At 54.1% G+C, this 21722-nt stretch carries 24 protein-coding genes; 20 read left to right on the forward strand and 4 right to left on the reverse strand.

The genetic code is table 11. The features are described 5' to 3' along the window. Positions 1-293: 293 nt before the first annotated feature. From DW091_RS05680 to DW091_RS05690, 3 genes are read right to left on the reverse strand one after another with little or no spacing between them, the layout of a single operon-like run. Complete coding sequence (locus DW091_RS05680) at positions 294-1523, reverse strand: aminopeptidase (RefSeq protein ID WP_058695253.1); 1230 nt, start codon at positions 1521-1523, stop codon at positions 294-296. 11 nt (positions 1524-1534) lie between these two features. Further along, the gene (locus tag DW091_RS05685; protein WP_118517606.1) at positions 1535-3118 is read right to left on the reverse strand and encodes a carboxylesterase family protein; all 1584 of its coding nucleotides are present in this window, start codon (positions 3116-3118) and stop codon (positions 1535-1537) included. Beyond that, a complete protein-coding gene (locus tag DW091_RS05690; RefSeq protein ID WP_118517607.1) occupies positions 3115-4356 on the reverse strand; it encodes a nucleotidyltransferase family protein in 1242 nt (413 codons plus the stop codon). Before DW091_RS05690 ends, DW091_RS05685 begins: the two co-directional genes overlap by 4 nt. A gap of 145 nt (positions 4357-4501) precedes the next feature. Between DW091_RS05690 and DW091_RS05695 the strand changes: the two genes are divergently transcribed. The 5 genes from DW091_RS05695 to acpP all read left to right on the forward strand — a co-directional run bounded on the left by DW091_RS05695 (position 4502) and on the right by acpP (position 7857). Further along, a complete protein-coding gene (locus DW091_RS05695) occupies positions 4502-5692 on the forward strand; it encodes an acetate kinase (protein WP_058695250.1) in 1191 nt (396 codons plus the stop codon). A gap of 190 nt (positions 5693-5882) precedes the next feature. Beyond that, positions 5883-6353: a DUF177 domain-containing protein gene (locus DW091_RS05700; protein ID WP_074618482.1), complete on the forward strand. Its 471-nt coding sequence runs from the start codon at positions 5883-5885 to the stop codon at positions 6351-6353. Positions 6354-6383: 30 nt separating this feature from the next. Beyond that, complete coding sequence (gene rpmF / locus DW091_RS05705; RefSeq protein ID WP_013381192.1) at positions 6384-6560, forward strand: 50S ribosomal protein L32; 177 nt, start codon at positions 6384-6386, stop codon at positions 6558-6560. A 56-nt stretch (positions 6561-6616) separates the two neighbouring features. Next, positions 6617-7633: a phosphate acyltransferase PlsX gene (gene plsX / locus DW091_RS05710; protein ID WP_118517608.1), complete on the forward strand. Its 1017-nt coding sequence runs from the start codon at positions 6617-6619 to the stop codon at positions 7631-7633. Beyond that, a complete protein-coding gene (gene acpP, locus DW091_RS05715; protein WP_058695247.1) occupies positions 7633-7857 on the forward strand; it encodes an acyl carrier protein in 225 nt (74 codons plus the stop codon). The genes plsX and acpP overlap by 1 nt, the downstream gene beginning before the upstream one ends. Here acpP and DW091_RS05720 read toward each other — a convergent pair whose 3' ends face one another. Then, on the reverse strand, positions 7858-8088 hold the full coding sequence (locus tag DW091_RS05720) for a hypothetical protein (protein ID WP_118517609.1): 231 nt from the start codon (positions 8086-8088) through the stop codon (positions 7858-7860). It lies immediately after the preceding gene. A 39-nt stretch (positions 8089-8127) separates the two neighbouring features. Between DW091_RS05720 and rnc the strand changes: the two genes are divergently transcribed. The 15 genes from rnc (at position 8128) to DW091_RS05795 (ending at position 21518) form a co-directional block, all read left to right on the forward strand. Beyond that, positions 8128-8796, forward strand: coding sequence for a ribonuclease III (rnc, locus tag DW091_RS05725; RefSeq protein WP_118517610.1), 669 nt, complete (start codon positions 8128-8130; stop codon positions 8794-8796). 31 nt (positions 8797-8827) lie between these two features. Further along, complete coding sequence (smc, locus tag DW091_RS05730; protein WP_158577836.1) at positions 8828-12406, forward strand: chromosome segregation protein SMC; 3579 nt, start codon at positions 8828-8830, stop codon at positions 12404-12406. A gap of 157 nt (positions 12407-12563) precedes the next feature. Further along, positions 12564-13472, forward strand: a complete 909-nt coding sequence (gene ftsY / locus DW091_RS05735) for a signal recognition particle-docking protein FtsY (protein WP_199678135.1) — start codon at positions 12564-12566, stop codon at positions 13470-13472. Between the two features lie 246 nt (positions 13473-13718). After that, positions 13719-14084 (forward strand): YlxM family DNA-binding protein, encoded by a 366-nt coding sequence (gene ylxM, locus DW091_RS05740; RefSeq protein ID WP_074618623.1) that lies wholly within the window; start codon positions 13719-13721, stop codon positions 14082-14084. An 8-nt stretch (positions 14085-14092) separates the two neighbouring features. Next, complete coding sequence (gene ffh, locus DW091_RS05745) at positions 14093-15439, forward strand: signal recognition particle protein (protein WP_118517612.1); 1347 nt, start codon at positions 14093-14095, stop codon at positions 15437-15439. Positions 15440-15487: 48 nt separating this feature from the next. Continuing rightward, positions 15488-15733, forward strand: coding sequence for a 30S ribosomal protein S16 (gene rpsP, locus DW091_RS05750; RefSeq protein ID WP_058695241.1), 246 nt, complete (start codon positions 15488-15490; stop codon positions 15731-15733). A gap of 15 nt (positions 15734-15748) precedes the next feature. Continuing rightward, positions 15749-15979 carry a KH domain-containing protein gene (locus tag DW091_RS05755; protein ID WP_058695240.1) on the forward strand — a complete coding sequence of 77 codons (231 nt, stop codon included), beginning with the start codon at positions 15749-15751 and terminating at the stop codon, positions 15977-15979. 129 nt (positions 15980-16108) lie between these two features. Next, complete coding sequence (gene rimM, locus DW091_RS05760) at positions 16109-16627, forward strand: ribosome maturation factor RimM (RefSeq protein WP_082669341.1); 519 nt, start codon at positions 16109-16111, stop codon at positions 16625-16627. Then, positions 16624-17313, forward strand: coding sequence for a tRNA (guanosine(37)-N1)-methyltransferase TrmD (gene trmD / locus DW091_RS05765; protein WP_118517613.1), 690 nt, complete (start codon positions 16624-16626; stop codon positions 17311-17313). Before rimM ends, trmD begins: the two co-directional genes overlap by 4 nt. A gap of 343 nt (positions 17314-17656) precedes the next feature. Beyond that, on the forward strand, positions 17657-18448 hold the full coding sequence (locus tag DW091_RS20815; RefSeq protein WP_317985597.1) for a D-Ala-D-Ala carboxypeptidase family metallohydrolase: 792 nt from the start codon (positions 17657-17659) through the stop codon (positions 18446-18448). A 142-nt stretch (positions 18449-18590) separates the two neighbouring features. Beyond that, positions 18591-18932: a 50S ribosomal protein L19 gene (gene rplS, locus DW091_RS05775; protein ID WP_058695236.1), complete on the forward strand. Its 342-nt coding sequence runs from the start codon at positions 18591-18593 to the stop codon at positions 18930-18932. A gap of 53 nt (positions 18933-18985) precedes the next feature. Continuing rightward, on the forward strand, positions 18986-19525 hold the full coding sequence (lepB, locus tag DW091_RS05780) for a signal peptidase I (RefSeq protein WP_118517614.1): 540 nt from the start codon (positions 18986-18988) through the stop codon (positions 19523-19525). A gap of 1 nt (position 19526) precedes the next feature. Then, positions 19527-20357 (forward strand): ribosome biogenesis GTPase YlqF, encoded by an 831-nt coding sequence (gene ylqF, locus DW091_RS05785; protein WP_058695234.1) that lies wholly within the window; start codon positions 19527-19529, stop codon positions 20355-20357. Continuing rightward, positions 20344-21132 (forward strand): ribonuclease HII, encoded by a 789-nt coding sequence (locus tag DW091_RS05790; RefSeq protein ID WP_118517615.1) that lies wholly within the window; start codon positions 20344-20346, stop codon positions 21130-21132. The genes ylqF and DW091_RS05790 overlap by 14 nt, the downstream gene beginning before the upstream one ends. A 20-nt stretch (positions 21133-21152) precedes the next feature. Further along, the gene (locus DW091_RS05795) at positions 21153-21518 is read left to right on the forward strand and encodes a YraN family protein (protein ID WP_074618474.1); all 366 of its coding nucleotides are present in this window, start codon (positions 21153-21155) and stop codon (positions 21516-21518) included. Positions 21519-21722 lie beyond the last annotated feature (204 nt).

Here is a 21722-nt window from a genome sequence, read left to right on the forward strand (position 1 = left end):
CTTTTAATCAGGGTGTCGGGCGTTCAAGTCGCCCATGGGTCACCATTTTAGAAGATATAGCAGCTGTGAAAACAGTTGCTTTTTTTATTTTTTAGAGAAACAAGCCAGGCGGCTTGAATGCTGAGAGGGGAACATGGCGCGCTGTTTTGGCACGTCATCTCACGGGGATTTGGTGAAAAATTGGGCCGGAGCTGAGTGCACAGCATGGTGTGTCGTTTTGGCATGTCGTCTTATTCCATCAAAAAGAACCTTTGGCTGGAACTGCCAAAGGTTCTTTTTTTTGACAGCTTGGGCTAGATGGCCCAGTCGCCGTTCACAAAGATGGGCACTTCGGTGCCGTCGGCCTGGATACCGGTAATGCTCAGGTCTTCGGTGCCGACCATGAAATCGACGTGGGTGGTGGAATAGTTAAGACCAGCCTTTTTAAGCTCGTCCACGCTCATGCTGGAGCCGTCCTTGACACAGGTGGGATAGGCAGCGCCAAGGGCAAAATGGCAGGAGGCGTTTTCGTCGAACAGGGTATTGTAAAACAGGATATCCATATTGGAAATGGGGGAGTGGTAGGGAACGAAGGAGATCTCACCCAGGTAGTTGGAGCCTTCGCTGGCTTCGACGAGGTTTTTGAGGGCTTCTTCGCCGGTTTCGGCCTGGTAGCTTACGACCTTGCCGTCTTTAAAGGTCAGTGAGAAATTGTCGATGAGCTGGCCATTGTAGACGAGGGGATGGGAGCTGACCAGTGTGCCGTTGACCTTGTCCTTATGCGGGGCGGAGAACACTTCCTCGGTGGGGATATTGGGGAAGAATTCGACGCCGTCAGCGGCTTTTTCACTGCCGCCGGCCCAGATATGGTTTTCGGGCATGCCGACCTCAATGTCGGTGCCCAGGCTGTTTTTATAGATGAATTTGACGAACTGGCTGTTGTTGAGGAAACGGGTTTTATCCTCAAAGCTTTTGTTGAACTGGCGCCAGGCGGCAATGGGGTCATCCTGGTCGGCCCGTGTGGCCTTGAAGATGGAATCCCAGAGCATATCGACAGCGGTTTCGGGCTCGACGCCGGGGAATACTTTGGTGGCCCAGCCGACTGTGGGTACAGAGACGACACACCAGCGGCATTCGTTGTTCATCATAGCCATGTGGTAGGCTTCGGTGGCGCTCTGGATGGCGGCTGAGGCGGTTTTGATCTTTTCGGGGTCGACGTCCTTCAGGAGATCGGGGTCGTCGGCGTAGACAGAGATCATGGCTGAGCCTTTTTCGACCACGGCGTTCTGCTTGGCCACGAACCAGTCGGGCACTTCTTTAAACACGTCGAGGTCGGCGTGGGTATAGCGGATTTTGCTGAATTTTTCGTCGCTGTAATTGATGCTGACGTCTCTGGCGCCGGCCTTGTAGGCTTCTTCGGCCAGGGCTCTGGCGAAGGCGCTGCACTCGATGGGGGAATTGACGACCAGGTTCTGGTCTTTTTGAATGTTGACGCCAATGCGGACAGCCAGTTTAGCCAGCTTTTGTAAATTTTCTTTCTGCATGATTATCTCCTTTATAGATAGTAGGGTTTTTTACCATAGAGTAAATTCTGTAAAAAATCGAGGGTATCGGCATCGGGCATGGTCTTGTTGGAAAGCTCCTTGTCAAAAACCATGAGCTGCCGGGTTCTGGTGTTGTAGAAGGGCCAGAACATCATATTTTTGTACTCGCCGCCAGTGTTTGGGTTGCCGGTTTTCATAAAATTGGTCCAGTGGGTCTGCATCTGGTCGGACAGGATGCTGATTTTGCTGATGCGCATTTTTCCGATGGCGTTGCCGAACACAAAGGGCAGCTCCAGGGAGTGGGCGGTGTCGAGTCCGACAATTTTAAGGATGGCCGGATCATAGTTAAAGTTATAGAAAAACACGCTGCGCCCGGCGTCGGCAAAGTAGTCGGCGATGATGCGCATGCCCAGGATAAAGCCGGTGTGGGTAAAGATGGCTTCGAGCTGGCGTTCGGCTTTGCGCTCGTCCTTGATGGGGAAGCGCTCAAACACAGCGGGGGCGTTGTCGGCGCCGAAGAGATCATAGATCATCATCTGGTAGGAGCCAAAGTTGTTGTTGCTCTTGAAGAACAGGGTGGCCTCGTTGGTGTTGTAGCCGATGAGCAGATCGACGGCGTTGTAGTCGCCGTTTTTCAGGGCCTGTATGGGGTCCTTTGGCAGGATGACGCCGTCGAATACGGGCCAGAAGGAAAAACGCAGGGGCAGGGCGCGGTCGGCCTTGATCATGGAGAGGTAGGCCATGGCCTCGGCCGGGGCTTTCCGGAGTTTTTCAAGCCCCTCCGGGCTGTCATCTGCGCCGAAGATCTGGGCAAAGTCTTTTCCCATGGCAATGGATTTTGCGAGGTTACCCTTGGCCCGGGTGCAGAAGGCTCCGATGGACAGGATGGAGCCGCTCTCGACGATGGCCCGGTGGAACAGGCCCCTGGCCAGCGGGCTGAGCAGCAGGCCGGTCACGCTGAAGGCGCCGGCGGACTCGCCGCCCAGGGTGATGTTTTCGGGATCGCCGCCGAAGGCTTCGATGTTTTCCCGCACCCACTTCAGCGCCTGAATCTGGTCGAGGAGGCCGAGGTTGCCGATGCTGCCGGATTCTTCTGCCATGGCCCCGAGGGCTAAAAAGCCGAAGGCGCCGAGGCGGTAGTTAAAGGTGACGACCACCACGCCCCGCCCGGCCATATTGGCGCCGTCGAACATGAGCTCGGAACCGGAACCGGTGGCAAAGCCGCCGCCGTGGACGTAGACATAAACGGGGAGCTTTTCCCCGGGCTCGGTGGCGGGTGTCCAGACGTTAAGGTACAGGCAGTCCTCGCTTTTTCCGACGGCGCTATACATGGGCGGCAGGTCGGCCAGAATGCCGCCGAACTGGAGGCATTTATCGCTGAATTCAAAGCATTCGCGCGGGCTGATCCAGGCCGGGGCGGGCTCTGGCGGCCGGAACCGCAGGGGGCCCACCGGCGGTTTGGCAAAGGGAATGCCCTTGTAGCTGGTGACGTTTTTCCGGAAAACGCCGGTGACGGGGCCGCAGGGCGGATAGATGGTGGGATTGGGGGGCAGGGGGGCTTCTGCGTTGGGGATCATGTTAAAGTTCAGATTCATAAGGCCTCCTTTTCGGCGATGATGACAGGGTTTTGGGTGTAGTCGCGGTGGTAATGGTACTGCTTTTCGCAGAACAGGCTGAACAGGTCGGTGGCGCGGGCGTCGAAATCGAAGCAGGCGCGCTGGTCGGGGCTCAGCCTTGTGATATTGGCGCGGGTGTTGGTGATGACGGGCAGGCTGTCCTGTTCGCGGATGGCCTTTAGCAGCGCCCGGCCTTTTTCGTTAAAGCCCAGAACCCGGAGGCAGGGCACAAAGCCGGGGGCTGCGAAACGGCTGAGGTCGCGGGCCTCAAAGCCCATGGACAGGTTCATTAAAATTCGCCGTATCCGGCTTTTGGGCGCGCGTTTTGAGGTGAGGGTATCCACAATACTGTCGTAGCTCCCGCTTGCTTCCAGGGCCTTTTTAAGCTTAAATTCGAGGCCTTTCTCCATATAGGGCAGGGTTCTGAAGCGAGCCAGATCCTGGGAGTGGATCTGGCTGAGCAGGGCCTTGGCGTAGCTTTCCTCCCAGGGGACGCGGGCTTTTTGCATATAGCTTAAGAGCAGGCTGGGATCGTAGGGCAGCAGGGGCGCCAGGGCCGGGGCGCTGACGCCCGGCGCGGCCAGCAGCTGCCGGATGGCGGTGGCGCTGGCAAAGCGGCTCTGGGTGTCGGTGTCGTGGTAGGCGTTTCCTTGCCGCTTTATGGTGACGGGCCGGATGGCGCTGTGGGTGCGGAGCAGGGCTTTGAGATATTCTATACCCAGAATATTGTTGGGCTCCCGCAGATAAGATGCGGATTTTTCGCCTTTTGTAGCTTTAAAAGCAAGTTCCCGGGCCTTTGGAAAGGCCAGGCCCTGGCCGAGGGCGGCCTTGAGGGCGTCTCTGAAGGCGGGCGTCTCAAAGGCGAGGCTCTGGGCCACGTGGCTCAGGGCCTCGAGGTCGCCGGCCTCGGAGCCAAAACAGAGGGTGTCGCACACGCCGGTGGCGTTTAGGATTTTGACGGCGCCGGCGGCAAAGTACTCGGCGCTCTGGGCGGCGTAGCAGAAGGGAAGCTCGCAGACCAGATCGGCCCCGGACAGCAGGGCGGTGCGGGCGCGCAGCCATTTATCGGCTACGGCAAAGGTGCCCCGCTGGACCACGCTCCCGCTCATGAGCGCCAGGGTATGGGTGCTGCCAGCGGCCTTTTTTCCTGCCTGTATCTGGTAGGCGTGGCCGTTGTGAAAGGGGTTGTATTCGCAGATGATGGCCTGGGTTTGCATGGTTTCCTCCAACTGAGCAATAATTTAGCCCAAAAAAACAAAAAAATAATGGCATTATTGGTTTGTTACTGTTATTATATACTAGTGTAGTTCAATTATAAATTGTTTATCTGAAAAAGACAATAAAAGGAGAAAAAATTTAAAAATGAATGTACTTGTTATTAACTGCGGTAGCTCATCACTGAAATATCAGTTGCTGGATATGGACACTGAAACAGTGTTGGCAAAAGGTTTAGCTGAGAGAATTGGTATTGACGGCTCTGTTGTGGTGCACCAGCCGGCTGGTAAAGATAAGGTTAAGTTTGAACAGCCAATGGAAACACATAAGGAAGCCCTGGATATTATTATGGCGGCTCTGGTTGACGCGGACCATGGCGTGATCAAAGACCTTAAGGAAATTGACGCTGTCGGCCACAGAACCGTTCACGGGGCTGAAACTTTTGCGAGCTCTGTTGTGATCAATGATGAAGTGATTAAGAAAATGGAAGACTGCTCTGAGCTGGCGCCGCTTCACAATCCTGCCAACTTAATCGGGATTCGTGCCTGCGAAGAACTGCTGCCGGGCGTACCGATGGTCGGCGTGTTTGACACGGCTTTCCACCAGACCATGCCGGCAGAAGCTTATATCTACCCGCTGCCCTATGAAATGTACGAAAAATACAGAATCCGTAAATACGGCTTCCACGGCACCTCTCACCGTTTTGTGAGCCTGACGGCTGCTGAGCTGTTAGGTGAAAACATCGGCAACTTAAAATTAATTTCCTGCCACTTAGGAAACGGCGCGAGTGTCGCTGCGATCCGCTATGGCAAATGTATTGACACTTCCATGGGCTTAACCCCGCTGGCTGGCCTTGAAATGGGTACCCGCTGCGGCGATATTGACCCGGCCATCATTCCTTTCTTATGTGACAAGGGATATACCGTGGATCAGGTAAACACCATGATGAACAAGGAATCCGGCGTGCTGGGCGTTTCCGGCGTAAGCTCGGACTTCCGTGATGTTGAAGCGGCGGCTGAAGCGGGCAATGAACGCGCGAAGCTGGCTCTGGATATCTTTATCTACCGTGTCAAAACCACCATCGGCGCTTATGTCGCTGCCATGGACGGCGTTGACGGCATTATCTTCACTGCCGGCCTGGGTGAAAACTCTGCCAAGGACCGCGCAGCGATCTGCAGCGGCTTAAAATACCTGGGCATCCAGTTGGACGAAGAAAAGAACAGCAAACGCGGCGAAGCGCTTGTGATCTCTACCCCGGACTCCAGAACCAAGGTCATGGTGATCCCGACCAACGAAGAATTAATGATCGCCCGCGATACCGTCGAATTAGTCGGTTAATCATAAGAAAAACAATCACACAGAGATGGCGTGTCATATGGGCACGCCATCTTAGTGTCCAGAGGCATAGAAATCCCGTATTTTTAAGCTTTTGTCAGCCTTTGAAATTTGTGGCCTGTTTGTAAAGATTTTTACTTGACAAAATGGGCAATCCTATATATAATGAGGATTGCCCATTTGGAGTTATGAAATGATTATTAATGTTTTAAAATTATTAAATGATGAAACCCTGAATTATGAATTTCGTCTGTTTCAGGATGATCTCAAAGGATATGGGGACGATTATGAGGGCAAGCTGGATGAAAACGGCGCTTTGGTAAAGGGCAGCATCAAAAAGCTCGGAGCTACTGAGTTTTTGATGAAGTTTACCTTGACCGGAGTGATTGTTTACCCCTGCGCCCGCTGTCTTACACCCACCCCCGTTAGCAGTGTCTTTGAATTTGAGGACACGATCGAAACGGACCCGGGTACGGAGACCATTGATATGGTGCCCTATGTTGAGGAGTGTCTCTTTATCAACGAGCCGTTTAAGGTTTTGTGTGACGAAGACTGTAAGGGGTTATGTCCAAGTTGTGGAGCAAACTTAAATCAAGAACAATGCAGTTGCGGGGATGAATCGGATATTGATCCGAGGATGGAAGCCCTTAAAAAGCTACTGTAAGATGTGACTTAAACATAGGAGGTGTAAAAGATGGCAGTACCAAAGAGTAAAATTTCTAAATCTAGAAGAGACAAGAGAAGAACACATTACAAACTGAATATCCCTGGTATGAGCGTATGCCCAAAATGTGGTGAAATCAAATTACCACACCGCGTATGCAAATCCTGCGGAACTTATAAAGATGTAAATGTAATGATTGAAGACTAAACAGAGTTCCGACTCTGTTTTTTCTCTATACGGAGTTATTTTAGGAAGGTGTTAACGTGAATATATTCGTCGATGCAATGGGCGGCGACAACGCGCCGGTTGAGATTGTCAAAGGCGCGGTGGACGCCGTTAAGGAGTACGGCGTGCCCCTCACCCTTGTGGGTAAGGAGGACATCGTAAAGCAGGAGCTGGCAAAATATACCTATCCACAGGATAAGATAAAGGTGCTTCACGCAGAAACCGTCATCGGCTTTGACGAGGAGCCGGCAATGGCGATCCGCCGAAAAGAGGATTCCTCGCTGGTGGTGGCCCTAAACGCCATGAAGGGCGACCCGGACAGTGTGCTCATCTCAGCGGGCAGCACAGGTGCGCTGCTTTCCGGCGGGCTTCTTAAACTGGGAAGGATCAAGGGGATCAAGCGTCCCGCGCTGGCGGCTGCCCTGCCAAAGGACGGCGGCGTGGTGCTGCTCATTGATACCGGAGCCAACGCGGACTGCAAGTCCGAGTATCTGGAACAGTTCGCCATGCTGGGACATGTCTATTTTGAGAGCGTTTTGGGTAAAAAGAATCCTAAGGTGGGCCTGGTCAACATTGGCTCTGAGGAGGAAAAGGGCAGCATGATGGTCAAGGAAGCTTACCAGCTGCTCAAAAACAGTGACCTGAATTTTGTGGGCAATGTCGAAGCCCGGGATATCCCCACCACCGATGCGGATATACTGGTGTGCGACGGCTTTACAGGCAACATTGTGCTCAAGCTGCTCGAGGGCCTGTCCAGCTACCTGATGAAAGGGATCAAAAAATCCATCATGGGCTCTGCCAAGGGCAAGATCGGCGGGGCGCTCATCAAGAACGACCTGAAGCAGTTCAAAAAACAATTTGACTCAGACGAAGCCGGCGGAGCACCGTTTTTGGGCGTAAAAGGCGGTATCATCAAGGCCCACGGCAGCAGTGGCGCCTATGCCATCAAAAACGCCATTAACCAGAGCATTAAGTTTATCGACAACGATGTTCTGGGCAAAATCACTGCCAAACTACAGGAAGAAAAGGCAGTTAAGGAACAGGAGAAAGAATAATGGAAGAAAAATTTGCAAAAGTTCAGGAAATTATTGCGGAACAGCTGGAGCTTGACCCGGCAAAGATCACCATGGAATCCTCTCTGATGGAGGATCTGGAAGCGGATTCTCTGGACGTTATCGAGCTGGTCATGGCCTTTGAGGAAGAATTCGGCGTTAAGATGCCCGATGAGGAGCTTGAAAACATTAAAACCGTTGGCGATATCGTAAACGCCTTGCAGTAATCAAAAGTCCCTTTGCGGACTTTTCTTTTGTTTTGGCCCCAAAATTATGATTTTGGCTGTTAGAAAAGCAGCTGTCAGAACCGAAAAGAAGCTCTTAAGGAGGTATAAGAGGTTTCTTAATTGAGAATTGAGAATTGAGAATTGAGAATTAAGGAAACAAATTTGCCCTGGCAAATTTGAAATTAAATCGAATTGGCAAGCCAATTCGTTCATAAATTCTCCATTTTCCATTTTCCATTCTCCATTATTCTAAAAGCGAGGTGGAAAAGAATGAAGAGAATTGAAGATCGCATTGCTTACACATTTAAGGACAAGGAACTTCTGAAGGTGGCGCTGACCCACAGCTCACATTCAGGAACGACCACGAACAATGAACGCCTGGAGTTTTTGGGGGATGCAGTATTGGAACTGATTATCAGCGAGTATTTATATAAATACAACAAGCTTTCCGAGGGAAAGATGACGAAAATCCGCTCCAATATTGTATGTGCCGAATCCTTGTCCCAGGCCGCCTCTGACCTGAACCTGGGCGATTATATGCTCCTTGGCAAGGGAGAAATCGTGACTGGAGGCAGAAAACGCAAATCCAATCTGGCCAACGCCTTTGAGGCGGTGATGGGTGCGGTGTTTTTAGACAGTGACTACGACACCACCAAAAAAGTGGTGCTGGGAACCCTGGAAAAAAACATCGAGCTGGCCCTGAGCGGCGGCCTCATCAAGGATTACAAAACCGAGCTTCAGGAGCAGATCCAGAAGCACAGTGACAACGCCATCGAGTATGTGCTGGAAAAATCCGAGGGGCCGGAGCACAACAAGACCTTTTTCATCGACCTTTCCTTTAACGGCGTGGTCGTGAGCAAGGGCACCGGCAAGAGCAAGAAGGAAGCCGAGCAGAATGCTGCTAGAAACTATCTGTTTAAAGACAAAAAGAGTGAATAAATAAACCAATCAAAAAAGAGGAGGTGTGCGGTTGTACCTGAAAAAACTGGCCCTGGCCGGCTTTAAATCCTTTGCGGAGCCCGTAGAGCTGGAATTTTCCAAGGGGGTATCGGCCATCGTCGGCCCCAACGGCAGCGGGAAGAGCAATATCACCGACGCGATCCGCTGGGTGCTGGGGGAACAGAGCACCAAGTCCCTGAGGGGCAAGAAAATGGAGGATGTTATCTTCTCCGGAACTGAGAAAAAGAAACCCCTCAGCTATGCAGAGGTCACCCTGACCTTAGACAACACCAGCGGCTTCACCCTGGACAATCTGGACGAGATTGTCATCACAAGACGACTTTTCCGCTCCGGCGAGAGCGAATACCGCATGAACCAGAAAAACTGCAAGCTCAAGGACATCCATGAGCTGTTTATGGACACCGGCCTTGGCAAAAACGGGTACTCCCTTATCAGCCAGGGCGGGATCGAGAATATTATCGGCGCCAGCCCCCAGGAGCTCCGCGGCATTGTGGAGGAGGCTGTCGGCATTGTCAACTACAAGACCAAGAAGCAGGAGGCCGAGAAAAAGCTTGAGAACACCCAGAATAACCTGGAACGGCTGAAGGACATCCTGGAAGAAATTGAAAAACAGCTGAAGCCTTTAAAGGCCCAGTCCGAAAAGGCCAAGGAATACCTGGAGCTGCGGGAGGCCCTGAAAAAGGTTGACCTCATGGTGTTCTACCACAACATGAAGGACGCCTCAGAGCAGCTGGCCGCCTATGAGAAGCAGCTGGCCGAAATCCGGTTTCAGATTTTTGAGATTGAGAAAAAGACCGAAGAAAAGGACCGCGCCTTCCAGGCCGCCCGGGGCAATATCCGGGGCATTACCGAGCAGGCCGACGCCATGGCAGAAGCCTTGGAGCAGTTAAAAAAGCGCATTGGCGCGTGTGAGCGTGAGCTTTTGGTCACTCAGGGCAAAAGTGAGAACGAGTCTGCCAACGCTGAGCGGCTCACCCAGGACCTGAACGCCCACCTGGACGAGCACAGCCGCTGCCAGGCGGAGTATGACGGGCTGGCCGCCTCCCGCGACGCGGCCGCCCAGGCCTACGCGGCTGAGAGCGAAGCCCTGCAGAAGCTGGTGGACGAGAAAAGCCGGCACCAGGCCGAGCTGGAAGCCGAGAAGCTGAAGCAGGCCGAGGGCGTGAGCCTGAGGGAAGAACGGGAGCAGCAGCGGGCTGTGCTGAACGATACGCTGTTGGATTTAAAAACCCGCCTGGCCGGCTTTACCACCAGGAAAAGCTTTCACGAGGACCAGCTGAAACGGGTGAGCGAGGAGCAGGCGCGCAGCAGTCAGCTGCTGGCCGACATTAAGCTGGAGGCCGAGCAGAACGAGCGCACCCACGCCCGCCTGGCCGCGGAGACCGAGAGCCTTAAAACCCAGGCCGAGGCGGCTGAGAAAAAAGCCCAGGGCCTGAGAAATGACTACAGCGTGCTGGAAAACAACTATAAGGTAAACCTGTCCCAACGCGATTATCTCAAGAGTGTCCAGAAAAATTACAGCGACTACTTTCCGAGCATCCGGACCATTATGAACTCCCGGGAGCATCTGGGCGACATGATCGACAAGGTCTACGGCCCGGTCGGGGAGCTTTTATCCATTCCCGACCGCTTTACCATGGCTGTGGACGTAGCGCTGGGGGCCAAGAGCCAGAACATCGTGGTGGAGGACGTGTCCACTGCCAATCAGTGCATCAATATTTTAAAAAAGCAGCGGGCAGGCCGGGCGACTTTCCTGCCGCTGGACAATCTGCGCTACGGCCGGGTAGAGGCAAGGGACCTGGAGATTCTGTCCCGCGCCCCGGGCTTTGAGGGCATCGCTTCCGAGCTGGTGGCATACGGCCCCCGGTTTAAGCGGGTCATCGAGAGTCTGCTGGGCCGCATTGTGGTGGCCGCCGACTTTAACGCCGGCCGGGCCATCCAGAAAGCCATCTTCGGCAAATATACGGTGGTCACCCTGGAGGGAGAAATCTTTTACCCCGGCGGGGCCATCGTGGGTGGTTACAACAAGAGCGGCAAGCAGTCGCCTCTGTTTAAAAAGGCCGAGATCGAAAAGCTGGAAGCCGAGATGAAACGGCAGGACAGCGAGAAAATCAAGCTCAAGGCCGCCTACCGCGAGGCCTTTAAGGCCTATGAGGGCCTGAAAGAGGCCGCCAAAAAGGCCGAGCTGCGCCTGAACAGCGTGGAGCAGGAGCGCTGGAAAATCAGCCAGAACCTGGAGACCACCAAAAAGCGCATAGCCGAGAGCGACCGTATTTTTATGAATCTGCAAGACGACGCGGGCAGCTCTTTGGAAAAAGAAAAACGCCTGCGGGAAACTGTCGCCCAGAAGGAGGCCGAGCTGGCCGCCCTGGAGGCGGAAATGGAGCAGGACGATACCGGCAGCGCCGAGTACATCGAGGTGATCCGCGGGGCCATCGAGGGCCTGAACCGTAAAATCTCCGAGGGGCGGGTCAAGCTGGCCCGGGACAACGAGGGCATCCGCTCCCTGGAGCAGCAGATGGCCATGATCCACAGCCAGATCGAGACCAGCGTCAGCCGGGAGAAAAAGGTGGAGAGCGAGATCCGGGCCTGCCGTGAGAGCAGCGCCCTGCACCGCACCCGCTGCGAGGTGCTGAAGGTCGAGACCGAGGAGCTGCAGGCAGCCGTCAACGAAAAGCGCGCGGCCTTAGAGAGCTTCTCCGCCGAGACGCGAGAGCAGACCGCCATCAGCGAGGCCCTGGAGCAGGAGATCAAAGACCTGAACCACCAGCTCATCCTGCAGAATGAGACCAAAAGCAACGCCGAGATGGCAAAGAACAAGCTGGAAATGCAGATGACCCACTGGGAAGAAAATATCTTCGAGAGCTATGACATGAACTTTGTGATGGTGGGGGACATCTATGAGGCCCTGAGCCGGGAGAACCTGGACCTGAGCCCCGAAAACCAGCGCAGCTTAAAGGGCCGCATGGCCGCCATGGGCAATGTGAATGTGGGGGCCATTGAGGAATATCTGGAGCTGAACGAGCGCTACGGCTTCATGAGCGCCCAGTATAAAGACCTGATCAAGGCCAAGGGCGAGCTGGAGCGCATTATCGACAACCTGTACGAATCCATGGAGCGGCAGTTCGCAAAGCAGTTCGCCGAGCTCCAGAAAAAATTTACCCGGATCTTCGGCATCCTCTTCGAGGGCGGCAAGGCCCACATCGAGTATACCGACCCCGAGAACGTGCTGGAAAGCGGTATCGAGCTGGTCGCCCAGCCGCCAGGCAAGAACCTGCGCCACATTTCCCTGCTGTCAGGGGGCGAGAAATCCATGATCGCCATCGCGCTGCTGTTCTCCTTCCTGGAGCTGAACCCGTCGCCCTTCTGCGTCATCGACGAGATCGACGCCGCTCTGGACGACCATAACATCTACCGGTTCACCAGCTATTTAGAGCATATTGCCGCAGATAACCAGTTTATTATCATCACCCACCGTAAGAGCACCCTGGAGGCCTGCGACGCCATATACGGCGTTTCCATGGCCAAAAACGGGATCTCCAAGCTGGTGGCGGTAAGGCTGTCGGACTATATCGAGCCGGGCGCTTAACAGCTTTTGTGGAAGGTTGAAGCTGGAAGGTTGAAGGTTATAGAACGAATTTGCTTTGGCAAATTCGATTTAGAAACAAATTCGCATAGCGAATTTGAACCTGAACTTTCCACTTTCCACCTTTCACCTTCAACTTTAAAAAAAAACGAGGTGTAACATGTCAGAACTGACCCTTTATGAGCGGATGTGCGAGAAGCTCAAAAAGACCAAGGATAGCTTTATGCAGAAGGTCGAGAACGTCGTGTACTACGGCGACCTCGACGATGATTTTTTCGATGAGCTGGAGGAAACCTTTATCCTTTCCGACCTGGGCATCGAAACGGCCGCCAAGATTACCGAGACCCTGCGTGAGCAGATCAAGGAGACCAAGACCAAGGCCAAGCAGGACGTCATGGACCTGCTCAGGCAGATCATGACCGAGATGGTCGAGGTGGAAAAGCACGAGACCAAATTACCTGTGATCATGCTGGTGGTGGGCGTCAACGGTGTGGGAAAGACCACCACCATCGCCAAGCTGGCCCAGAAATACAAGGACCAGGGCAAAAAAGTCATGGTGGCCGCAGCCGATACCTTCAGAGCCGCCGCGGCCGAGCAGCTGGACGTGTGGGCAGGCCGCGTGGGCGTGGACATTATCAAGAGTGTGCAGGGGGCAGACCCGTCCTCTGTGGTCTTTGACGCCATCGGCGCCGCTCGGGCCCGCGGCGCCGACATCCTGCTCTGCGACACCGCCGGGCGCCTGCACAACAAAGTCAACCTGATGAAGGAGCTTGAAAAAATCACCCGCATTGTCGACCGGGAAGGCCCGGATTTCAGCCGGCATAACCTGCTGGTGCTCGACGCCACCACAGGCCAGAACGCCCTGAACCAGGCCAAAACCTTTAACGACGCCGTACACCTGGACGGCATTGTCATGACCAAAATGGACGGCACCGCCAAAGGCGGCGTGGCCATTGCCATCATCGACGCGCTCCAGGTGCCCATCGAGTACGTGGGCATCGGAGAAAAGCCCGAGGACCTTATTGATTTTGACGCCGGCGAATTTGTGCGCATGCTGTATGAGGGATAAAAAAATGTGGAAGGTTGAAAGTGGAAAGTGAAGGTCCAAATCCGCACAGCGGATTTGATTTGAAATCAAATTTGCATTGCAAATTTGTACCAAAACCTTCCACCTTCAACTTTACACCTTCCACCTGTTTTCCCCTGTCAAGTTTTTTTCTTGACAAAGGCGAAAAAAGCTTGACAAGCGGATCGAAAAACCTTAAAATAGGTAAGTGCGTAAAGGGAAGAGACTTTACGCGCTGTGAAGGTGCTTATGGAAAAGAACGTATTAGAGCGGTTACTCTTTGATTTCTACGGAGAATTGCTGACAGACAAGCAGAAAATGATCATGGATTATTATTATAACGATGATTATAATCTGGCCGAAATCGGCGATGTGGTTCATGTCACAAGGCAGGGCGTCTACGATGTCGTCAAGCGTTCGAAAGCGCAGATGCAGGCCTACGAGGACAAGCTGAAGCTGGTGGAGCGGTTTTTAAAAAGCCAGGAGCTCATCGACGGCGTGATCCTTGAGCTGGAAGCGCTCCTCGCGACCGAGCTGGTCACAGGGCATCCGGCCCTGGGCAGCGAGCTGACAGCCATCAAAGAGAAAATGAACAGAATTAGCGAAGATTATTAGGTGATATCATGATTTTTGAAGGCTTGAATGAAAAATTTCAAAACATCTTCTCAAACTTAAAACGCAAGGGCAAGCTGAGCGAAGCCGACATCAAGGCCGCCAGCCGCGAAATCAAGCTGGCACTTTTGGAAGCCGACGTCAACTTTAAGGTCGTCAAGCAGTTCACAAAAGCTGTGAGCGAGCGCGCCATAGGCGAGGAGGTCTTAAAATCGCTGACCCCGGGACAGCAGTTCATCAAAATCGTCAACGACGAGATGACCAAGCTGCTGGGCGGTGAGCTCCAGAAAATGGCATTTGTGGACCAGGGCATCAACATCTTTATGATGGTGGGGCTCCAGGGGGCGGGTAAAACCACCACCGCGGCCAAAATCGCGAACCTTCTGCGCAAAGAAAAGAAGCTTAAACCACTGCTCGTGGCCTGTGACGTCTACCGTCCCGCGGCCATCGACCAGTTAGAAATACTGGGCAAGGAGCTGGACATTCCCGTTTACCTGAACAAGGACGAGAAGGACCCCAGAGTCATTGCCAAAAAGGCCCTGGAATTTGCCGAGGCTGAGGGTTACGACCTGGTGATCATCGATACCGCCGGGCGCCTCCAGATCGACGAAGCCTTGATGAACGAGCTGGTCGACCTCAAGGCACTGCTCGAACCAACCGAGATTTTGCTGGTGGTCGACGGCATGACCGGTCAGGAATCCGTGAATGTGGCCGACGAATTTAACAAACAGCTGGAAATAACCGGCGTTGTCCTGACCAAGCTTGACGGGGACACCCGGGGCGGGGCGGCACTGTCCGTCACCTACACCACCGGGAAGACCATCAAATACATCGGGACCGGCGAAAAGCTGACCGATATCGAGCTCTTCTACCCCGACCGCATGGCCAACCGTATTCTGGGCATGGGCGATGTCCTGTCACTGATCGACAAGGCACAGAACATGATCGACGAGGAAAAGGCCAGGGCGCTCGAAGAAAAGCTGAGGACCCAGGAATTTGACCTCAACGATTTCTTAGACCAGATGCAGCAGCTTCAGAACATGGGCTCCATGAGCGAGCTGATGGAAATGGTGCCAGGCGTCAACAAAAAAATGCTGAAGGGCATGAACATGGATGCTGCCGAGGGACAGACCAAACAGACCGAGGCCATTATCCGCTCCATGACGCCCGAGGAAAGGCTGAAGCCCGGAATCATTAACGGCAGCCGCAGAAAGCGCATCGCGCTGGGCAGCGGCACCACCGTCTCCGACGTCAACCGGATGCTCAAAGGCTTTGAGCAGACCAAAAAGATGATGAAGCAGATGGGCGCCATGCAGGGCAAGGCCAAAAAAGGACGGTTCAAGCTACCGTTTATGTAAGCTTTTAGATAAATTAATTTAGCAATTTCACAGAAAGGGGGAAATAAAATGGCAGTTAAAATCAGATTAAAAAGAATGGGTAAAAAGAAAAAACCTTTCTATAGAGTCGTTGTTGCGGACATCCGCGCACCAAGAGATGGTAAATTCATCGAAGAAGTAGGTTACTACAATCCATGCGTAGAACCCGCAGAGTTAAAGCTGGACGCAGAAGCCATCAAAGGCTGGTTAGCCAACGGCGCAAAGCCGACGGACACCGTTCAGGCATTACTGAAAAAAGAAAATATCATTGGATAGTCCAGGAGAGTGGTAATGAAAAAGCTTGTAGAAATCATTGCTAAAGCGCTGGTCGATCATCCGGACGCAGTTGTCGTCAACGAAATTGACAAAGAACAGAGCATTGTTCTGGAGCTCAGAGTCGCCGACGAGGACATGGGTAAAGTGATCGGCAAGCAGGGCCGCATTGCCAAGGCAATCCGTACGGTTCTCAAAGCAGCGGCTACAAAAGACGATAAACGCGTTGTACTGGAAATTGTTCAATAGAGAAAAACGGGATTGTTCAAAAGCGAACGGTCCCTTTTTTGATACCAAGGGTCCAAAAGGGCCTGTGTTTCACGCTCGCGTGAAAAAACAGGGCTTTTGCCCCCGATAGCGTATTTTAATTTGGAGGAAATGATGAAAAAAGAAACCATGGTGATCGGTAAAATCCTGGGCGCCCACGGCATCCGCGGTGAGCTCAAGGTCTACCCGCTGACCGACGATCCCGGCCGGTTTTACGGTCTGGACGCCGTCTATCTCCAGGACGATAAAAAGCGGGAGCGCCGCGAGGTAGAGCTGGTGCGCCTGCACAAGGGCAACGTGCTCCTGACCCTGAAAGGCGTGAGCGACCGCAACCAGAGCGAAAAGCTCATCGGCCGCACCATTGCCATTGACCGCGAGGACGCAGTGGCCCTGGAGGCGGACGAATATTTTATCGAGGATATGATCGGCCTGGAAGTCTCAGACCCGGACGGCGCGCCCATCGGCGTCGTAAAGGACGTGATCCAGACCGCCGGCAGTGTGGATAATATCGAGATCAAAACCCCGGAAAAGCTGGTCTACGTCCCGGCGCGCAAAATCTATTTCCTGAAGGTGGATTTAGAGGCAGGGCGCATCACCGCCGACATTCCAGAGGAACTGATGAACCTATGAAATACTATTTCCTGACCCTGTTTCCGGGGCTCATTCACCAGTACTTCGGAGACAGCATGATGAAGCGGGCGGTGGACAGCGGCGTGGTGGACTACACGGTCATCGATATCCGGGATTACTCGGGCAACAAGCACAAAAAAGTGGACGATTACCCCTACGGCGGCGGCGCGGGCATGGTCATGGCCGCCCCGCCCATTGCCGCGGCCCTTAAGAGCATCGAGGGCTGGGAGCGTTACCCAGTCATCCACCTGAGCCCGGGCGGCAGAACCTTCGTCCAGCAGGACGGCGAAGCCCTGTCCCAGGCAGAGGGGCTCATCTTTATCTGCGGCCACTACGAGGGCATTGACGAGCGCTTTATCAAAGCCTATGTCACCGACGAGTACTCCATCGGGGACTATGTGCTCACCGGCGGCGAGCTGCCAGCCCTCACCATGGCCGACTGCATCGCCAGGCACCTGCCCGGCTTTCTGGGCAACAACGAGAGCCTGAGCGAGGAATCCTTTGAGAACGGCCTGCTGGAATACCCCCAGTACACAAGGCCGCCGGTGTTTGAGGGCCGCGAGGTGCCCCCGGTGCTGCTCTCCGGCAACCACAAGGCCATCGCCGACTGGCGCCACGAGCAGGCCGTCCAAAAGACAAAAGCCCGGCGTCCCGATTTGTACGAGAAGTGGAAGCGGAAGCAGTAAAAAGAGAGAAGAAAGATGGAGTGCTTTTTGGGCGCTTCGTCTTTTTTGTCGTGGCGAGCTGCGAGGCGGCGCCTTTCACCTAAGTAAAGAAAAGTCGTCCTGCGGCTACATCATTTGGACTTGGATCAAGCGATACTAAGTGGGGCCTGTTATCTCACAAGTGGCCGGCTGTTCCGGTCAATTACCGCGATTCCAGATCGTATTCGTCAGCGACTGGACACTTTTCTTTGTCTGGATGAAAGGCAGAGCCTCGTACCCCGTATCTCCCCATATCTCCCTGTATCCATTCCGCCCTCTTTCTGCTATAATAAAATAAACACTGCAACGCAGAGAGGGAGGGCTCATGGATAAACCAGATTTTATCAATGATGATTTTTCGGAGTTTGAGGATTTTCTGATGGGGGAGGAGCATGGAATCATCCGGCGCAAAAAGGGCGAGGTGCTCAACGGCGCGGGCGACGTGTTCGACCGTTATTTTTACGTTTTGGAGGGAGCGGTCCGCTCCTTTTATTTTCATGAGACGGGAAATGTCCGCACGGTGCTCACCTATTACGGCAAGGGCGCGCTTTTTCCACTGTACTGCCCAGGCGCTTCAGTCTTTGAAATGGCCACCAGTTTTGTGGCCGATACCGACACGGTGCTGCTGACCCTGGCGCCAGAAGTCATGGACCGATGCGTCAACGGCAGCGCCAGCTTTAACCGGGCCAGAAAGCCCCGAAACCCCGGCAGAGACCACCGATCCCCCGGCAGCCACAGACCCGCCGCCCGAAGCCCCGCCGGACAGCCCGCCCCCGAGCCCATGGCCAGCGCGCATTTCGCCCTGTGGGAGTATGCCTGCGACTGCGCGGGTTACTGCGACGGCTACCCCCACAGCCTGGAGCCCGAGCTGCTTGAAAAGGTCGAGGCCCTGCGAACCGGGCTGGGCCGCCCGGTCATCATCACCTCCGGCGTGCGGTGCGAAGCCCGCAACCAGGAAGTGGGCGGCGTATCCTGGTCCTTCCACAAGCGCGGCGCCGCCGCCGACCTCTACTGCCCCGGCGTGGGCGTGGGAGAGGTGGCCGCCGCGGCCCAGGCCGCAGGGCTGAATATCCTGCCCCATTACAGCGAGGGCTACATCCATGTCGAAATCCCCTGATTTTCAAAGGATAAAATTTCAAAAACAGCTTGCCAAACACTTTGCTTTAGGGTATACTATCATAGTATGCGAAATCAAGAGATGGTCCTCTGTATGGGCTTCATATACGAACATCAAAAAACGAACTGAAGGAGGCTGTGAGATGGATATTATCAAAAAGATCGAACAGGAAAACATGAAGGCAGAAAAACCGGAATTTAACGTAGGGGACACCGTAAAAGTCCACGTACGCGTTATTGAGGGCAAGCGAGAAAGAATTCAGATTTTTGAAGGCGTTGTACTGAAAAAACAGCACGGCGGCATCAAAGAAACCTTTACCGTAAGAAAGATTTCTTCCGGCGTTGGTGTTGAAAGAACCTTCCCGGTACACTCACCAAAAATTGAAAAAGTTGAAGTGACTAGACGCGGTAAGGTCAGAAGAGCAAAACTTAACTACCTGCGCGACAGAGTTGGTAAAGCAGCAAAAGTCAAAGAAAGACGGTAAAAACGAGAGGGGGCCTGTAGGCCCCTTATTTTATATGTAAAGGAAGTGATTCTGTGAGTCAGAACGAAAATGTAAAGCCTAAAAAGCAGCATTCCGAAGCCAGAGAGTGGATACAGTCCATCATCATCGCCGTGGTGCTGGCCTTTGTCATAAAAATGTTTCTCTTTGATTTTGTGCTGGTACAGGGGAGCTCCATGCACCCCACGCTGGAAAACGGCGACCGGCTCATCATCAATAAAATTGAGTACCGGCTGGGCGAGCCCGACTACGGCGACATCGTCATCCTCAATTACTCCAGCAGCGTGGAATACGTGAAGCGCGTGATCGCCAAGGGCGGCGACACCATCGCCATCAAGGACCAGGTGGTTTACGTGAACGGGAAGCCCATCGACGAGCCCTACGTGAACACCGATCCCTACGGCGATTTCCCAGAGGTAACGGTGCCCGAGGGCACCTATTTTGTCATGGGCGACAACCGGGCCAACAGCTCCGACAGCCGTTTTACAAGCCTGGGCTTTGTGGACCGCAAGGACATCGTGGGCCACGTGTTCTTCAGGTTCTGGCCCTTTGACAAGTTTGGATCGGTGAGCTGATATGGAAAAGAACGATGCAATCCAGTGGTATCCGGGCCATATGGCCAAGGCCAGCCGGCAGATCCGCGAGAAGTTAAAGCTCATAGACATTGTGGTCGAGGTGCTGGACGCCCGCCTGCCTGTGGCCAGCAAGAACCCCGATATCGACCAGTACACCGAGCATAAAAGACACCTGGTACTCTTAAACAAGGCCGATTTGGCCGACCCCGACCAGAACCAGAAGTGGGCCGACTACCTGAAGGGCAGAGACAGCGTGGACGAGGTCATGCTCTACAACGCCTTCGACCAGAAGAAAAAGCCCGAGCTGGTCGCCAAGCTCAGGAGCCTGAACCCAAAGGATAAAAAGCAGCTCAAATGCCTGATCTGCGGGATTCCCAACGTGGGCAAGAGCACCATCATCAACTCCCTGATCGGCAAGAAAAAAACCCAGATCGGCAACAAGCCCGGCGTGACCAAGGGCCAGCAGTGGCTCACCGCGCCCGACGGCCTCATGCTGCTCGATACACCGGGTATCCTCTGGCCTAAATTCGAGGACCCCGAGGTCGGCGTTCACCTGGCCTGGATCGGCTCCATCAAGGACACTATTTTTGAAAAAGAAAACATCGCCGCCGACCTGCTCAAATTCCTGGTCGGGCACTACCCGCAGGACGTGGCCGCCCTGTATAAAATCGACCTCGCAGACAAGCGCCTGCCCGAAATCTTCGACGCGGTCGCAAAGAGCCGCGGCCTCCTTTTGCGCGGGGGCGAGTACGACTATTTCAGGACCAGCGAAATGCTCCTGAATGATTTTAAAAACGGAAAGGTTGGGAGAATCACCATTGACCAGCGTTAACCCAGAACAGATCGCGGGCATGACGGCAAAAGCCGTCCGAGAGCTGTGCCAGAGCGCGGATATAAACGGCTATCCCGCCCTGGCGCAGGTGCTCTCACAGGACAGCCGGGCCGCGGTTAAAAAGCAGGGCCAGAGCCTGATGCGGCAGTACGAAAAGCACTGCGCCGCTATCCGGAAAACCGCCCGGATGAAGGCTGTCGAGGAAGGTTTTTACGGCGAGGGCTACCAGATCATCGGCGGCAGCGACGAGGTGGGCCGCGGGCCCCTGGCAGGCCCGGTGGTCTGCGCGGCCGTAATCCTGCCCAGGGACTCCGCCATTCTGCACGTGGACGACTCCAAAAAGCTCTCCGCCAAAATGCGCGAAGCCCTGGATGCGCAGATCCGCGCCGAGGCCCTGTCCGTCACCATCGGCCTGCGCACCCCAGAGCAGATCGACGCCATGAATATTCTGGAAGCCACTAAAAGCGCCATGAGCGAGGCTGTCAGCCGGCTGGCTCCCCAGCCCGACCTCATGCTCATCGACGCCCTCACCATCGAGACACAGGCCGAAGTAAGAGGCATTGTCCACGGCGACGCCACCTGTTATTCCATCGCCGCAGCCAGTATTGTGGCCAAGGTACACCGGGATAAGCTCATGCACGAATACCACGAGCAGTACCCCGAATATGGCTTTGACCGCAACGTGGGCTACGGCACCGCTGAGCACATCGCCGCCATCAAAAAGTACGGAATCACCCCCATACACAGGCGGTCCTTTGTTAAGAATTTTGTGTAGGGTAGAGCAGGGAAAATGGCATGAAAAAAGACAATAAGCAGAAGGGTGACCGCGGCGAGGCCATGGCGGCCCGCTATCTTAAAGAAAAGGGCCATGTCCTCCGGACGCGCAATTACCGCAGAAAGACCGGAGAGATCGACCTGGTCAGCCAGATTGGGGAGACCCTCGTCTTTACCGAGGTCAAGCTGCGCACCACCGACGCCTACGGCACCCCGGCCCAGGCGGTGGACAGCCGCAGGCAGCAGCGCATGATTAAAACGGCCCTGTGGTATCTGCAGGAGAACAGCCTTTTTGACTGGAACGTGCGCTTTGACGTGGTGGAGATTCTGGGAAGCCCCGAAACCGGCTATGTGATGAACCATATCGAGAACGCGTTTTTAATGTAGATAAACTTTAACATTGAGAGATAAAGCGTTAAGAAGAGGCTTTTGAAAGTTGATAGTGGAAAGTGGAAAGTTGAAAGTTCAGGAGCAAATCAGCCCTTGGCCGATTTGATTGGATGCGGCCTGCGGCCGCAGCTTTAATCGCTTGAGCAAAGCGAAAGCGTTCAATAACTATCCACTATCAACTAAAAAAAGCGGTCAAAGACC

It is taken from the genome of Eubacterium sp. AM05-23, from assembly GCF_003477535.1.
GTDB classification, from domain to species: domain Bacteria; phylum Bacillota; class Clostridia; order Eubacteriales; family Eubacteriaceae; genus Eubacterium; species Eubacterium maltosivorans.